This is a genomic window from Sphingomonas ginsenosidivorax, assembly GCF_007995065.1.
GTDB classification, from domain to species: Bacteria; Pseudomonadota; Alphaproteobacteria; order Sphingomonadales; family Sphingomonadaceae; genus Sphingomonas; species Sphingomonas ginsenosidivorax.
Genome location: NZ_VOQR01000001.1, coordinates 749,634 through 764,757, shown reverse-complemented (window position 1 = coordinate 764,757; position 15,124 = coordinate 749,634). Strand labels below are relative to the sequence as shown.

Here is a 15,124-nt window from a genome sequence, read left to right as displayed (position 1 = left end):
CTTTGTGGCCTGTTCCGCGCCGCGCTGATTTTGTTACGCTTTCGTATCGGCATCGTCCCACCGGTTGCACCCGTCGCCGGTTTCTGTTTCGGTTCGCGTATGCCCAGCACGCCCGCACCCGCCCCCGATTTCGCCGCGCTTATCCAGCCTGACCGCGGCCAGCCCGCACACCGGATCGAGATCATCGATGCCGCCGGCTTCGAGCCGTGGCTGACCGCGCAGACGCCGATGGTGCGTGCCGCGGTCGCCGGCCAGCAATTCACGGCCAAACCGGGCAGTTCGGCGGTCCTCGCCGGCGCGGACGCGTGGCACGTCGTCGCCGCGCTCGAGACGGGGTCCTGGGCGCTCGCCAAGCTGGCCGAGACCCTGCCCGAGGGAACGTATCGCCTCGACGAGGCGGACGCGCCGCTGCTCGGCTGGCTGCTCGGCCAGTATTGGTTCGACCGCTATCGCAAGCCCGACCGGTCGGGTCCCCGCATCCTGCTGACGCGCGACGTCGCCGCGATCGAGCCGGCGGTGCGGCTCGCGAGCGCGACCGCGCTGGTTCGCGACCTGGTCAATACCGGCGCGTCGGACCTGGGCCCCGCCGAGCTGGAGGCGGAGGCGGACGCGCTCGCCAGGCGCCACGGCGCGACCGTGTCGACGACGCGCGGCGATGCGCTGGCGCAGGGCTATCCGATGATCCACGCGGTCGGCCTTGCCGCGTCGGCGGACCGGGCGCCGCGGCTGATCGAGCTCGCATGGGGCGACCCCGCGCATCCGCGGATCGCGCTGGTCGGCAAGGGCGTGTGCTTCGATTCGGGCGGGCTCGACATCAAGCCCGCGGCGGGCATGCGCTACATGAAGAAGGACATGGGCGGCGCGGCGCATGCGCTCGCGCTTGCGAGCCTGGTGATGGCGGCGAAGCTGCCGGTGCGGCTGCACCTGCTGATCCCCGCGGTCGAGAACGCGATATCGGGGACCGCCTTCCGCCCCGGCGACGTGCTCAGGACGCGGGCCGGGCTGACGGTGGAGAACACCAACACCGATGCCGAAGGGCGGCTGGTGCTCGGCGACGCGCTGACCAAGGCGTGCGAGGCGCAGCCCGAACTGATCCTCGACTTCGCGACGCTGACCGGCGCGGCGCGCGTCGCGCTCGGCCCCGACCTGCCACCGCTGTTCACTGACGACGAGGGACTGGCGGCGGACCTGCTCGCGGCGGGGATCGCGCACGACGACCAGATGTGGCGGATGCCGCTCTGGGATGCGTATGACGATATGTTGAAGTCGGACGTCGCCGACATGGTCAACGCGCCCGAGGGCGGCCTTGCCGGGGCCATCACCGCGGCGCTGTTCCTGCGGCGGTTCGTGCGGAGCGACATCGCCTGGGCGCATCTCGACGTCTTCGCGTGGCGCTCGGCGAGCAAGGCGGGGCGACCCAAGGGTGGCGACGCCTATGCGCTGCGCGCGGCGTTCGCGATGCTGGCGAAGCGGTATCCGGTGAGGTGACAGCGGCGCCCCTCCCCCCTCCGTCAGGATGACGCGAGAACTGCAGAATCAGGTCGGGATCTGCCCGAACGGCAGCAGCCGGTCCGCCAGCAGCTTGACCTCCTTGGCGCGCCCCGCCCGCAACGGCACCAGCACGGCGGCGGCGGCGCGGCGGATGATACCGTCGATCGCGGTCGGCGCCGGCGCCGCACTCGCCGTCTCGACCAGCGCACGGCCGCGCGGATCCTCGGGATCGAGCTCGAGCCGCAGCAACCCCGCCAGCCCCGCGAACATCGCCCGGTTGCCGCCCAGCGCCACCGCACGGTCGAGGGCATCATAGCCGACGCCTTTCTGCGCGCCCGCCGCCGCCCGCCCGACGAAGCGGCCGAGCTTGACGATCACGCCGACATGCCAGGCGCCCAGCGCCGCCTGGACCTCGGGATTGCGCGGGAAGCGCGAAACCAGCGATTCATATTGCCGGCGCGCGGCGATCGCCTCGGTGCGGTTGCCGGTCAGCTTGGCGCGGTAGCCGACCGCCATCGCCTGCATCAGCGCCGCCTCCTGGTCGTCGGGCATGCGCGCGAGCATCGCACCCGCCACCGAATGTGCGCGGTCGACGCGAGTCAGCGCCACCGTCCGGTCGCGATCGACGAAACTCGCGCGGGTCAGCAGCTCGCGCGGTGTTTCGGCACGCGCGGGGATCGCCGCCAGTGCGGTGACGGCGGCAACGGCGCCGATGATAGTCTGGTACACCCGAGTCATCACACCTCACACAGTCGCGAAGGACACTGACCGATCCGCCGAACGAATCGACGCGACCGGTGTATGATCAAGGCGTTTACCGTAACTTAATGTGGATCACATCCCACGCATCGCCATACCGCGATCTCAAAGACTTGCGGCAGCCTCGATGATCGGGACGAACTTCGCTGCGGTCAGGCTGGCGCCGCCGACCAGCGCCCCGTCGACATTGTCGGTCGCGAGGATCGTCGCCGCGTTCGCACCCGTGACCGACCCGCCATAGAGGATCCGCACGCCGGCCGCGCGATCGCCGATCAGCGTCTTGAGCTTCGAGCGTGCGATCGCGTGGATCGACGCGATCTCCTCCAGCGTCGGCGTGCGGCCCGTGCCGATCGCCCAGCGCGGCTCGTAGGCGAGTGTGAACCAGCTGCCATCGGCGTTGTCGGGCACCGACTTCTCGATCTGCGCCTGGACGACGCGCTCGGCACGGTCGGCGTCGCGCTCGGCCTCGGTCTCGCCACAGCACAGGATGACGTTCAATCCCTGGCGATGCGCCGCCGCGGCCTTGGCCCAGGCGTCGTGGCTGGTCTCGTGCTGGTCGGCACGGCGCTCGCTATGGCCGACGATCGTGAAGCCGGCGCCGGCTTCCTTGACCATCGCAGCCGAGACGCAGCCGGTATGCGCGCCGCTGTCGGCCTCGTGGACGTCCTCCGCGCCGATCGCCAGCGCCGGCGTGCGTTCGGCGGCGGCGGTGATCAGCGTGAACGGCACTGCGACCGCGACGTCGATCCCCGGCGCCGCCGCCGCCGCCGCGGCGATCGCGTCGAGCTCGGCCAGCGCCGCGCGGCTGCCGTTCATCTTCCAGTTTCCCGCCACCAACTTGCGCCGCATCGTCTTCTCCCGATTGTTACCGAGGTCGATAGCGCAGGCTCGGCGCGGCACAAGCTTGAAGCGTGGCGGTCGTCCCCGTAAAGCGAGGGCGTTCCATCCAGTCGATCGGCCTTTCATGCTCGCATTCTTCCGCCGCCTCACCCATTCCAAGGGCGGCGTGATCATCACCTTCCTGGTGCTCGGCGTCATCGCGATCGCGTTCGCGGCCGGCGACGTGACGGGTATCGGATCGATGGGCGGCGGCATCGCCGCGAACGACGTCGCCACGGTCGGCAAGGCCGAGGTCACCGAGAACGAGGTCAAGAGCCGCGTCCAGACCGAACTCGAGGGCTATCGCCAGCAGCAGCCGACGCTCGACATGGCGACCTATGTCTCGCAGGGCGGCTTCGAGGGCACGATGGAGCGCATCGTCTCCAGCCTCGCGCTCGAACAGTTCGCGCGGGGCCAGGGCATGGTCGTCAGCAAGCGCGCGGTCGACGGGCAGATCGCCAGCATCCCGTCGCTGCAGGGCCCGACCGGCAAGTTCGACCCCAATCTCTATCGCCAGGTGCTCGCCGAGCGGAAGCTGACCGACGCGCAGATCCGCGGCGACATCGTTCGCGACACGCTCGCACAGCAGCTGATCCTGCCGACCAACGGCGCGACGCAGATGCCCGCGCAGCTGGCGCTCCCCTATGCCTCGCTGCTGCTCGAGAAGCGCGCAGGCACCATCGGCTTCATCCCGACCGCCGCCGTCCCCGCGGGCGCAGCACCCAGCGACGCCGACCTCGCCACCTTCTACAAGCGCAACGTCGCGCGCTACACCGTCCCCGAGCGTCGCGTCGTCCGCTACGCGATCGTGACGCCCGAGATGGTCAAGGCACGCGCCGTCCCCACCGACGCCGAGATCGCGCAGCGCTATCAGCAGGACCGCGCCAAATATGCCGCGACCGAGAAGCGCACGATCACGCAGGTCGTCGTCTCCGACCAGGCCGGTGCCACTGCGCTCGCCGCCAAGGTGAAGGCCGGCACCTCGCTGTCCGACGCCGCGCGCGCCGCCGGGCTCGAGGCCTCGGTGCAGACCGGCGTCGACAAGGCCGCCTATGCCGGCGCGACCTCCGCCGCACTCGCCGACACGATGTTCGCCGCCGCCAAGGGCGCGGTCGTCGGGCCGGTCCGCGGTCCGTTCGGCTGGACCGTCGCCAAGGTCGATTCGGTCGATCAGGTCGCGGCGCGCTCGCTCGACCAGGTCCGTGCCGAGATCGCCACCGCGCTCGGCATCCAGAAATCCGCCGCCGCGCTCAGCGACATTCACGACAAGATCGACGACGCGCTCGCCAAGAACGCGACCTTCGACGAGATCGCCACCGACCAGAAGCTGCAGGCGCAGACCAGCCCTGCGCTGGCCGCGAACGGTACCAACCCCGACGATCCCGCCAGCCAGCCCAACCCGGCGCTCGCGCCGATGATCGCCGCCGCGTTCCAGGCGAGCGAGGGCGATGCGCCGCAGATGGTGCAGACCGGGCAGGACGGCAGCTTCGCGCTGGTCGGCCTCGGCCGCGTCGTCGCCGCCGCACCGCGCCCGCTGGCGCAGGTCCGCGAGGCCGTGCTGCGCGACGTCGCGGCCGACCGCAGCCGCCAAGCCGCGCGGAAAGTCGCGAACGACGTGCTGGCGCGCATCAACAAGGGCATGCCGCTGGCGCAGTCGCTGAGCGCGACCGGGCTGAAGCTGCCGGCGCCCAAGACGCTGACGCCCACGCGCGCGCAGATCAGCGCCAACCCGCAGGGCGCGCCGCCCGCACTCGCGCTGATGTTCGCGATGGCGCAAGGGTCCGCCAAGACGCTCGCCGCACCCGACAACAGCGGCTGGTTCATCATCAAGCTCGACCGGATCGAGCGCGGCGACGCCTCGCGCACGCCCGCCGCGATCAACGCGACGCGCGGCAATATCGGCCGTGGCCTGGGTCGCGAATATAGCGAGCAGTTCGCCAAGGCGGTCCGCGCCGATGTCGGCGTCAAGACCGACGCCGCCGCGATCGCGCGCGTGAAGGCGGACCTGCTCAGCGGGGGTAGCTCCAATAACTGAGTCGACGAACGCGGCGGTCGCGGCACTCGCCGCCGGCCGGCCCGCGCTGATCTGGCGGCGCCAGGTCGCGGACACCGAGACGCCGGTCGCCGCCGCGCTGAAGCTGATCGAGCCCGGGCGCGGCGACTTCCTGCTCGAATCGGTCGAGGGCGGCGAGATCCGCGGGCGGCACAGCCTGATCGGCCTCGCTCCCGACCTGCTGTTCCGCGCGCATGGCCAGAGCGCCGAGACCAACCGCCACTGGGCGACCGACCGCGACGCGTTCGAACCGTGCGCGAAACCGACGCTCGACGCGCTGCGCGCGCTCGTCGCCGAATGCCGCGCCGAGGTGCCGCCCGAGCTGCCGCGGGCGCTCGCCTGCCTGGTCGGCTATTTCGGCTATGAGACGATCGGCTTGGTCGAGACGCTGGCGCAGCCCGAAGCGGATCCGCTCGGCCTCCCCGACATGATTTTCGTGCGGCCGACCGTCATCCTGGTGTTCGACCGGCTGACCGACGCGCTGTACCTCGTCGCGCCCGCATGGCCCGGCGGTGATCCCGAGACGCTGGTACGCGCCGCCGAGGAGCGGCTGGATGCAGTCGCGGCCAAGCTGGCGGGCACGCCGGTGCCGCCGCCGGTGCGCGCCGAGGTGGCCGAGCCCGCCTACACACCCGCGCTCGCGCCCGGCCGCTACGACGCGATGGTCGCGCGCGCGCAGGACTATATCCTCGCGGGCGACATCTTCCAGGTCGTGCTGGCGCAGCGCTTCAGCACGCCGTTCGCGCTGCCGCCGTTCGAGCTCTACCGCTCGCTGCGCCGGATCAATCCGTCGCCATTCCTCTACCACCTCGACCTGCCGGGCTTCGCGCTGATCGGGTCGAGCCCCGAGATCCTTGTCCGTGTGCGTGACGAGGAAGTCACGATCCGCCCGATCGCGGGCACCCGCCCGCGCGGGAAAACGCCGGCGGAGGACGAGGCGAACCGTGTCAGCCTGCTCGCCGATCCCAAGGAACGCGCCGAGCATCTGATGCTGCTCGACCTCGGCCGCAACGATGTCGGCCGCGCCTCGGCGCCGGGATCGGTGCGCGTGACCGACAGCTACGGCGTCGAATTCTACAGCCACGTGATGCACATCGTCTCGAACGTCGTCGGCCGGTTGTCGCCGGACAAGGACGCACTCGACGCGCTGTTCGCAGGGTTTCCCGCGGGCACCGTCAGCGGTGCGCCGAAGGTGCGGGCGTGCGAGATCATCGCCGAACTCGAGAGCGAACGGCGCGGCGCCTATGCGGGCGGGGTCGGGTATTTCTCGCCCGACGGGTCGATGGATTCGTGCATCGTGCTGCGCACCGCGGTGGTGAAGGACGGCACCATCCACGTCCAGGCGGGCGCTGGGATCGTCGCCGACAGCGTGCCCGCGTACGAGCAGCGCGAGTGCGAGGCGAAGGCCGGCGCGATCCTCGCCGCCGCGCGCGAGGCTGTGGCAAGGGCGGCGGCGCCCGGTTTCGGGCAGTAATCGCCCTCGTCTCCGTCATCCTGACGAAAGTCAGGATCCAGAGCCCCAAACGCCGACGCCCGTGACCCTGGATCCCGGATCAAGTCCGGGATGACGAAGGCTGTGCTGCCCCCTCGTCATCCCAGCGTAGGCTGGGATCTCCCGGTTTCGGTCCTCGCCCTCGCCTCACGAGATCCCAGCCTTCGCTGGGATGACGGAAGGGACCAAGTTACGGCGTCGTCGTCTCCGACGCATTCGCCCGCCGCTCCGCCGAATAGGCTTTCGCCCGCTGCAGGGCGCAGCCCGACTGGCCGCCGGTCCCGACCGCGGAACACGTGTCCGGCAACCCGCCGGCAATGCGACCCTGCTCGTCGAGCGCGGCGGCGCGGTTGACCCAGCTCTGGTTCTGCGCCGGAATCGGCTTGTCGTCGCGCAGCGACTTGGGAATGCGATAGGGCTGCTCGAGCGTCTGGCAGACTACGATCTCGTCCCCCGAACCCTTCGGGCACTCCTGTCCCGCGTTCAGCGTCACGCTGCGGACGCGCTGGGGCGGCTGGCCGGCCTGCGCCGTCTCGGCCTGGGTCGGTTGCGATGCCCGGGACTGGGTCTGGGTCTGGGCTGAAGCGAGGCCGGGAAGCACGACGAGTGTGGCAAACAGCGCGGTACGGAACATGACGGAAACTCCTTGTGAACGCTCAACGTTCGTCGCCGCGCATGGCTCCGACCTGAACGCCGCGATGCGACGACCCGAACTCGGTCGGCCGTTCCCGATTTGGTGTGCCGTCGCGGGTGTCGCAACACCGTTGCACGATCACCCCTATGGTTTATGGCGACCGCATGATTCTGGTCGTCGACAATTACGACAGCTTCACCTGGAACCTGGTCCATTACCTGATGGAACTCGGCGCCGAGGTGGAGGTGGTCCGCAACGACGCGATATCCGCAGGCCAGGCGCTGTCGTCCGGCGCGGACGCGTTCCTGATCTCGCCGGGGCCCTGCACGCCCAACGAGGCGGGCGTCAGCCTCGACCTCGTCGCCGCCTGCGTCGATGCAGGCAAGCCGCTGCTCGGCGTGTGCCTGGGGCACCAGGCGATCGGCCAGCATTTCGGCGGCCGGGTCGAGCGCGGGGGGCTGATGCACGGCAAGACCTCGCCGGTGCTCCACGACGATACCGGGTTGTACGCCGGCCTGCCCTCGCCCTTCCTCGCAACGCGCTATCATTCGCTGATCGTCAACGCGGTGCCCGACAGCCTGGTCGTCAACGCGACCGCCGAGGACGACACCGTGATGGGCTTCCGCCATGCGACGCTGCCGATCCACGGCGTGCAGTTCCATCCCGAGAGCATCGCGACCGAGCACGGCCATGCGATGCTGGCGAATTTTCTGGCGATTGCGGGAGTCGAACTCCCCTCCCGCCTGCGGGAGGGGCTGGGGGAGGGCCTGTCCGCAAACGCGGGCGCCGCCATGGGGACACGCCCTCCCCTACCCCCTCCCGCAGGCGGGAGGGGAATGTGACCACCACGACCCTTCTCCCCGATCCTTCCACGCCCCTCTCCCGCGAATCCGCGCGCGAGGCGTTCGCCGACATCCTCGACGCGCGCGCCAGCGAAGACGCGATCGCGACCTTCCTCGTCGCCCTCGCCGAACGCGGCGAGACCAGCATCGAGATCGCCGAGGCCGCGCGCGCGCTGCGCCAGCGGATGCTCCCGATCGCCGCGTCGGCCACCGCGGTCGACGTCTGCGGCACCGGCGGCGACGGCCATCACACGCTCAACGTCTCGACCGCGGTCGCGCTGGTCGTCGCGGCCTGCGGCGTCCCCGTCGCCAAGCACGGCAACCGCGCCGCCTCGAGCAAGGCGGGTGCCGCCGACACGCTCGAGGTCCTCGGCCTCGACATGGACCGCGCCGGCGCGACCGCAGAGGCGAGCCTCGCCGAGATCGGCATCGCCTTCCTGTTCGCCGCCAACCATCACCCGGCGATGCGGCGCATCACCCCGATCCGCCAGCGCATCGGCCGCCGCACGATCTTCAACCTGATGGGCCCGCTCGCCAACCCGGCCGGCGTCACCCGCCAGCTGATCGGCATCGCGCGCCCCGATTACGTGCCGCTCTATGCCGACGCGCTCGAACAGCTCGGCACGCAAGCCGCGCTCGTCGTCTCGGGCGAGGAAGGTCTCGACGAGCTGTCAGGCGCAGGCTCCAGCATCGTGGCCAGCATCGGCACCGTCGACCTGCCCGCCCGGATCACCCCCGACGACGCCGGCCTGCCTCGTCACCCGATCGAATCGATCCGCGGCGGCGACGCCGCGCACAACGCCGCCGCGCTGCAACGCCTGCTCCACGGCGAGACCGGTGCGTACCGTGACGCCGTCCTGCTCAACGCCGCCGCCGCCCTGATGGTCGCCGGCATCGCCCCCACCCTGACCGAGGGTGCCGCCCAGGCCGCGGAGGCGCTCGACGCCCGCCGCGCCGAAGCGCTGCTCGCCCGCTGGATAGCCTATTGATGACCATGCTCGACCGCATCCTCGAGACCAAGCGTGCCGAAGTCGCCGCGCGCAAGGCGACGACCAGCCTCGCCGATATCGACGCCGGCATCGCCCATGTCTCCAAGCCGCGGGGTTTTCGCGCCGCGCTCGACGCCAAGCCCGGCCATGCACTGATCGCCGAGGTGAAGAAGGCGAGCCCCTCCAAGGGCCTGATCCGCGCCGATTTCGATCCGCCCGCGCATGCCCGCGCCTATGAGGCCGGGGGCGCTGCCTGCCTGTCCGTGCTGACCGACGAGAGCTGGTTCCAGGGTGCCGATTCCTACCTGACCGCCGCCCGCGACGCGGTGTCGATCCCGGTGTTGCGGAAGGACTTCATGGTTGATCCGTGGCAGGCGACCGAAGCGCGGAGCATCGGCGCAGACGCAATCCTGATCATCGTCGCCGCGCTCGACGACGCACAGATGGCGGAGATCGAAGCCTCCGCGCTCGAATGCGGGATGGACGTGCTGGTCGAGATTCATGACGCGCACGAACTGGAGCGCGCGCTGAAGCTCAAGTCGCGGCTGATCGGGGTCAACAACCGCGACCTGCGCGACTTCTCGGTCGATTTCCGCCGCACGTTTGATCTGGTCGCGCTCGCGCCCAAGGACTGCACCTTCGTCGCGGAGAGCGGCCTCACCAGCCGCGCCGACCTCGACGCGCTCGCCGAAAAAGGCGTGCATTGCTTCCTGATCGGCGAGGCGCTGATGCGGCAGCCCGATATCGAGGCTGCGACGCGCGCGCTGCTCGCCCCCGCATCCTCGACATGAGCGGCCTCACGCATATCGACGCCGACGGTGCCGCACGGATGGTCGACGTCGGCGGCAAGGCCGTCACGACGCGGATCGGGGTCGCCAGCGGACGAATCACGATGTCGCCCGAGGCCGCCACTGCGATCGCTGCGGGCACCGCGAAGAAGGGCGACGTCCTCGCCGTCGCGCGCGTCGCCGGAATCATGGCGGCCAAGCGCACCAGCGACCTGATCCCGCTCTGCCACCCGCTGCCGCTCAATTCGGTCGACATCGCGCTGGACGTCGACGACACTGGCGTCACCGTCACCGCGACGACCTCGACCGACGGCAAGACCGGCGTCGAGATGGAGGCGCTGACCGCGGTCTCGGTCACGCTGCTGACCATCTACGACATGGCAAAAGCGATCGATAAGGGCATGATCCTGAGCGACATTCGCCTGCTGTCGAAGCGCGGCGGCAAGTCGGGCGACTGGACCGCCTGAGGCGCTCGCCTAGCGCCTCCCGTCATCCTGACGAAAGTCAGGACCCAGGGCCCCGTGCGCGACGCCTGCCCCCGCGGAACAAGGCGGCGGTCGGCAGCCGAAACTCCTCAAGACACACTTCCCCGGCGAAGGCCGGGGCCCAGTTGGGAGGTAGCCGTGACGGAGCGCCACCCTACGTTACCCTTGTTCCCCAACTGGGCCCCGGCCTTCGCCGGGGAACCTGACCTCGCCAGGATGACTCAGCGCTGTCCTACACAGCCAGGATATGCCAGCCCCGTGGCATGATCCGCCGCGCCACCTCCCCGAAAAACCTCGACGTCCAGCGCCCCCTCAACATCGGCGCCGCGAAACCCTTGGACGCCCGCAACGTTCTCGACATGCGCGACGCAAAACCCGTTCGTCGTCTCAACATTCTCAACATTCGCGCCGGAACAGCCCCTCGATGATCCAACTCCTCCCCGTCGCGGATGCCCAGTCGCGGCTGTTCGCGCTCGCGCCCCGTGTCGAGTCCGAGACGCTTCCCTTGCGCGACGCCGCCGGCCGCTGGGCCGCGCAGGACATCCTTGCCAACCGCACGCAGCCCGCCGCCGACCTCTCGGCGATGGACGGCTATGCGATCCGCTTCGCCGACATGCCCGGACCCTGGACCGTGATCGGCGAAAGCGCGGCGGGACGTGCCTTCGACGGCGAGGTCCGCACCGGCGAGGCGGTCCGCATCTTCACCGGCGCCGCGCTGCCCGCGGGCGCCGACACCGTGCTGATCCAGGAAGAGGCCGCGCGCGCGGGCGAGGCTCTTACGCTGGACGGCGAAGGGCCGCCCTATCTCGGGCGCAACACTCGCGCGCGCGGGCTCGACTTCACCATCGGCGACCGGCTGGTGGCCAAGGGCGACCGTCTGACGCCAGCGCGGATCGCGGTCGCGGCGACCGGGGGGCACGGCACGCTCGGCGTCAACCGTCGCATCCGCGTCGCGGTCGCGGCGACCGGTGACGAGCTCGTCCCCCCCGGCTCCACCACCTCCGGCCTCGCGCTGCCCGAATCGAACGGCATCATGATCGCGGCGATGCTCGCGGACCTGCCCGTCGACATCGTCGATCTGGGCATCCTGCCCGACCGGCTCGAGACCTTGCGCGATGCCTTCGCGGCAGCACGATGCGACCTGCTCGTCACCACCGGCGGCGCGTCGGTCGGCGACCACGACCTGGTGCGCCCGGCGATCGAGGCGGCGGGCGGCGTCATCGATTTCTGGCGGATCGCGCTGCGGCCGGGCAAGCCGATGATGGCCGGCCGGCTCCGCGACGCGACCGTGCTCAGCCTGCCCGGCAACCCGGTTTCGGCGTTCGTCACCGCGACACTGTTCGTCCGCCCGCTGGTCGCACACATGGCCGGTGCCCGCGATCCGCTGCCGCAGACGACGCACGCACTGCTCGGCGAAGATCTCGCGGCGAACAACGCGCGCACCGATTATATGCGCGCCGAAATCAGGGACGGCCGCGCCTATGCCTCGACGATCCAGGACAGTTCGATGCTGCTCACGCTCGCCCGTTCGACCTGCCTGATCGTGCGCCCCGGCAACGCGCCTGCCGCCAAGGCAGGCGACTCGGCGGAAATCCTGGTGATTGCCTGACCGGTGCTTGACCCAGCACTTGACGTGGTAAATTTTGTTCCATAGAAGTTCCCAGTCTGTTCCGGGCCGGAGAATTGCCATGCTCACGCGCAAGCAGCACGAGCTCGTCTGCTTCATCAACGATCGTCTCGAGGATACCGGGGTGTCGCCCTCGTTCGAGGAGATGAAGGACGCGCTCGACCTCAAGTCGAAGTCGGGCGTCCACCGCCTGATCAGCGCGCTCGAGGAACGCAACTTCATCCGCCGCCTGCCCAATCGCGCCCGCGCACTCGAAGTGCTGCGGATGCCCGAACGCGCCGAGAAGAAGGCGCCGGCCAAGGCGCCTGCCGCTCCCGCCAACGTCAAGTCGGCACCGCAGCCGGCGAACGACGTGATCGAGATTCCGCTGCACGGCCGGATCGCCGCCGGCGTGCCGATCGAGGCGTTCGAGGGATCGTCGATGCTCGCGGTCCCCGCCGCGCTGCTCGGTGCGGGGGAGCATTATGCGCTCGAGGTTTCGGGCGACTCGATGGTCGAGGCCGGGATCCTCGACGGCGACTATGCCCTCATCCGCCGGACCGAGACCGCCCGTGACGGCGAAATCGTCGTCGCGCTGATCGAGGAAAGCGAGGCGACGCTCAAATTCTTCCGCCGCGAAGGCGCGATGGTCCGCCTCGACCCCGCCAACCGCGCCTACGACCCGCAGCGCTACGCCCCCGCGCAGGTCCGCGTGCAAGGGAAGTTGTCCGGTATCCTGCGCCGCTACGACTGAAGCTCCTGTCTCCCGCGAAGGCGGGAGAAGTCCTGAGCGCGGCGACTGGGAGCTGCCGGGTGCAGGTTCGATGGAAGCGGGACTAGGTATTGCGCGTATTGAAACCGTCATCCTGGGCTCGACCCAGGACCCAGGGTCACGAGTGCTGCGCCTGCGACCCTGGATCCTGACGTTCGTCAGGATGACGGGCCCTCCAGACATGATCGCGTCCTCGAAAACCAGGACGGTGCGTGAACGCGCGCGGCGCCGCCTGCACCCGCCACGGATGCCGATCGCCCGGCGATAAGACCGTCGTTACCCGTCCGGTGCCGAGCGTGACCGCCACGCCCCCCGTCCGCTGCAACGTCCACCGGTCGAGCCGCAGCCACCGCGGCATGCAGCCCCGCGGCAACCCGCGCTCGCTGACGACGATATCGGCAGACCGGCACGCCGCGATTAGCGCGGCCGTCGGCACCGGATACAGGCTCCGCGTCGCCACGATCCGCCACGTGCGCGCGCCCGCGGTGATATCGGTCATGCACAGATCGCGACTGCACCGTGCATCGGGCTGGTCGGACAGCCATGACGGTTCGCCGATCAGCCCACCATTCTCGGCCAGCGTATCGCGGACATAGTCTCCCGCCCGATCCCGCAACAGCGCCAGCCCTGCCGCGGTCCGCACCGCGACATGCCGCCCGTCCCCGGTCACCAGCAGGTCCGGCGCCGGCGTCGCCAGCGCCCAGCTCGCCCCGAACAGCAGTGGCACCAGCCCCAGGCGTCGCCACCGCGTCCGCCACAGCGCGATCCATAGCCCCCCGCCGACCATCGCGGCATAGGCACCGTCAGGCATCGCCGGCAGCGATCGGACAGCGCCCGGCACCGCCGCCACGAGATGCGCAAGCCAGAGGAGAAGGTCGAGCGCCTGCTGGACCAGCCACCACAGGGGCGCACCCAGCTCGACCGCGTCGAGCAGCAACGCCGCCGCCTCCAACGGCATGACGACGAAGGTCGTCAGCGGGATCGCGACGATATTCGCGACCGCGCCGTACAGTCCGGCGCGGTGGAAATGATAGACCGCGATCGGCATCAGCGCCGCCTCGACGACGATCCCCGTCAGCAGCAGCGAACCGAGCGCGCGCGCCAGCCGCCGTGCCGCGCCCTCCTCGTGCGGTCCGAACAGCGCGGTGATCCGCGGATGTTCGTGCAAGGCGACGATGGCGGCGATCGCGGCGAACGACAGCTGGAAGCTCGGGCCCGCCAGCGCCTCCGGCAGCGCGAGCAGGACGATGACTGCGCCCATCGCCAGCGCGCGGAGCGTCACTGCCTGCCGGCCTATCGCCAGCGCCGCCAGAACCAGGAGCGCCGCTACGCAGCTCCGGATCGTCGGCACCTGGGCGCCGGTCAGCAGCGTATAGCCGATCGCCGCACCCGCCCCGGCCACCGCCGCGACCAAGGGCAATCGGACGCGCAGCGCCAGCCACGGGCTGAGCGCCAGCAACCGCATGACGATCAGCATCGTCGCGGTCACCGCGGCGGTGATATGCAGCCCGCTGACCGACAGCAGGTGTGCGAGACCCGCGCGGCGCATCGCCTCCGAATCGTCCTCCCCGATCGCGCCGATATCGCCGGTCGCCAGCGCCGCCGCGATCCCGCCGGCGCTGCCGTCCAGGCTGTGGGTGATATGCGCGGACAGCCGCCCGCGCAGTCCCGATCCACCATCGGCGGGTGTCGTCACCACGACCGGCCCGAAGCCCCTGCCCGTCGCGCCGAGCCCGGCGAACCACGCGACGCGCGCGAAGTCATAGGCACCGGGCACGGCCGGCAAGGGCGGCGGCATCAGCCGTGCACGCAGGCGGATCATGGCGCCCTCGCCCAGCCCCTTCGGCGCATCCGCTTCGGCGAGATTGACCCGGACGCGGGGCGGCAGGTCGAGCGCTTCACCGCGCGCATCGGTCACGGACCCGACCGGGAGCAGCGTGACCCGTACCAGCGCCCGGGCCGCGAGCGGCTCGACCCGCTCGACCTGCGCCGCGAACGTCGCCACGGTCGGCCGCTGGAGCACGGGTGCCGCCACCCGGTCCGCACGCGCCCAGACCAGCGCCAGTCCAGCGGCGGCCGCCAGCGCACCGATCGCGATCACGCGGGCCGCCCGTCCGCCGCGCCCGGTCGCCAGCGCCGCGCAGCCGATCGCACTCAGCAGCAGGATCGCCGTCCGCCACGCGGTCGCATCCGGCAACGCGAACCACAGCGCGATCCCCGCGCCCAGCGCGACCGGCAGCCACAATATCAGCTGATCGCGCTCCGCCTCCAGCCAGCGCTCGATCGCGCGGCCGGTCCCCGCCACGATCGGCGGCACGCCCATTTGTCGCCGCG

General features: G+C 70.6%; 13 protein-coding genes and 1 pseudogene. 10 read left to right on the top strand and 4 right to left on the bottom strand.

Annotated features, from left to right (window positions below; genetic code table 11):
* The first annotated feature begins 99 nt into the window (after window positions 1–99).
* Entirely contained in the window at window positions 100–1,488 is a 1,389-nt protein-coding gene (locus FSB78_RS03365; protein ID WP_147079957.1) for a leucyl aminopeptidase family protein, read from the top strand.
* Window positions 1,489–1,536: 48 nt separating this feature from the next.
* Here FSB78_RS03365 and FSB78_RS03360 read toward each other — a convergent pair whose 3' ends face one another.
* Together FSB78_RS03360 and tpiA are read right to left on the bottom strand one after the other, a co-directional pair.
* The gene (locus FSB78_RS03360) at window positions 1,537–2,229 is read right to left on the bottom strand and encodes a hypothetical protein (protein ID WP_147079955.1); all 693 of its coding nucleotides are present in this window, start codon (window positions 2,227–2,229) and stop codon (window positions 1,537–1,539) included.
* 126 nt (window positions 2,230–2,355) lie between these two features.
* Complete coding sequence (gene tpiA, locus FSB78_RS03355; RefSeq protein WP_147079953.1) at window positions 2,356–3,099, bottom strand: triose-phosphate isomerase; 744 nt, start codon at window positions 3,097–3,099, stop codon at window positions 2,356–2,358.
* A gap of 115 nt (window positions 3,100–3,214) precedes the next feature.
* Here tpiA and FSB78_RS03350 point away from each other — a divergent pair, with 115 nt between their 5' ends.
* Together FSB78_RS03350 and trpE are read left to right on the top strand one after the other, a co-directional pair.
* Window positions 3,215–5,164 (top strand): peptidylprolyl isomerase, encoded by a 1,950-nt coding sequence (locus FSB78_RS03350; protein WP_147079951.1) that lies wholly within the window; start codon window positions 3,215–3,217, stop codon window positions 5,162–5,164.
* The gene (trpE, locus tag FSB78_RS03345; RefSeq protein ID WP_147079949.1) at window positions 5,157–6,656 is read left to right on the top strand and encodes an anthranilate synthase component I; all 1,500 of its coding nucleotides are present in this window, start codon (window positions 5,157–5,159) and stop codon (window positions 6,654–6,656) included. The genes FSB78_RS03350 and trpE overlap by 8 nt, the downstream gene beginning before the upstream one ends.
* Before the next feature lie 208 nt (window positions 6,657–6,864).
* On the opposite strand, the gene FSB78_RS03340 is transcribed toward trpE, so the two are convergent.
* A complete protein-coding gene (locus FSB78_RS03340; RefSeq protein ID WP_147079947.1) occupies window positions 6,865–7,308 on the bottom strand; it encodes a hypothetical protein in 444 nt (147 codons plus the stop codon).
* Window positions 7,309–7,472: 164 nt separating this feature from the next.
* Here FSB78_RS03340 and FSB78_RS03335 point away from each other — a divergent pair.
* The 7 genes and pseudogenes from FSB78_RS03335 to lexA all read left to right on the top strand — a co-directional run.
* A pseudogene (locus FSB78_RS03335) lies at window positions 7,473–8,051 on the top strand (anthranilate synthase component II); the annotation flags it as partial.
* 95 nt (window positions 8,052–8,146) lie between these two features.
* On the top strand, window positions 8,147–9,139 hold the full coding sequence (gene trpD / locus FSB78_RS03330; protein ID WP_147079943.1) for an anthranilate phosphoribosyltransferase: 993 nt from the start codon (window positions 8,147–8,149) through the stop codon (window positions 9,137–9,139).
* Window positions 9,139–9,930: an indole-3-glycerol phosphate synthase TrpC gene (gene trpC / locus FSB78_RS03325; RefSeq protein ID WP_147079941.1), complete on the top strand. Its 792-nt coding sequence runs from the start codon at window positions 9,139–9,141 to the stop codon at window positions 9,928–9,930. Before trpD ends, trpC begins: the two co-directional genes overlap by 1 nt.
* Window positions 9,927–10,394: a cyclic pyranopterin monophosphate synthase MoaC gene (gene moaC / locus FSB78_RS03320; RefSeq protein ID WP_147079939.1), complete on the top strand. Its 468-nt coding sequence runs from the start codon at window positions 9,927–9,929 to the stop codon at window positions 10,392–10,394. The genes trpC and moaC overlap by 4 nt, the downstream gene beginning before the upstream one ends.
* A gap of 281 nt (window positions 10,395–10,675) precedes the next feature.
* On the top strand, window positions 10,676–10,840 hold the full coding sequence (locus tag FSB78_RS19060) for a hypothetical protein (protein WP_158637959.1): 165 nt from the start codon (window positions 10,676–10,678) through the stop codon (window positions 10,838–10,840).
* Window positions 10,840–12,021, top strand: coding sequence for a molybdopterin molybdotransferase MoeA (locus FSB78_RS03315; protein WP_147083985.1), 1,182 nt, complete (start codon window positions 10,840–10,842; stop codon window positions 12,019–12,021). Before FSB78_RS19060 ends, FSB78_RS03315 begins: the two co-directional genes overlap by 1 nt.
* A 79-nt stretch (window positions 12,022–12,100) precedes the next feature.
* The gene (lexA, locus tag FSB78_RS03310; protein WP_147079937.1) at window positions 12,101–12,772 is read left to right on the top strand and encodes a transcriptional repressor LexA; all 672 of its coding nucleotides are present in this window, start codon (window positions 12,101–12,103) and stop codon (window positions 12,770–12,772) included.
* Between the two features lie 136 nt (window positions 12,773–12,908).
* Here the strand turns inward: lexA and FSB78_RS03305 are convergent, their stop codons facing one another.
* A complete protein-coding gene (locus tag FSB78_RS03305) occupies window positions 12,909–15,113 on the bottom strand; it encodes a ComEC/Rec2 family competence protein (RefSeq protein WP_199743235.1) in 2,205 nt (734 codons plus the stop codon).
* Between the last annotated feature and the right edge of the window lie 11 nt (window positions 15,114–15,124).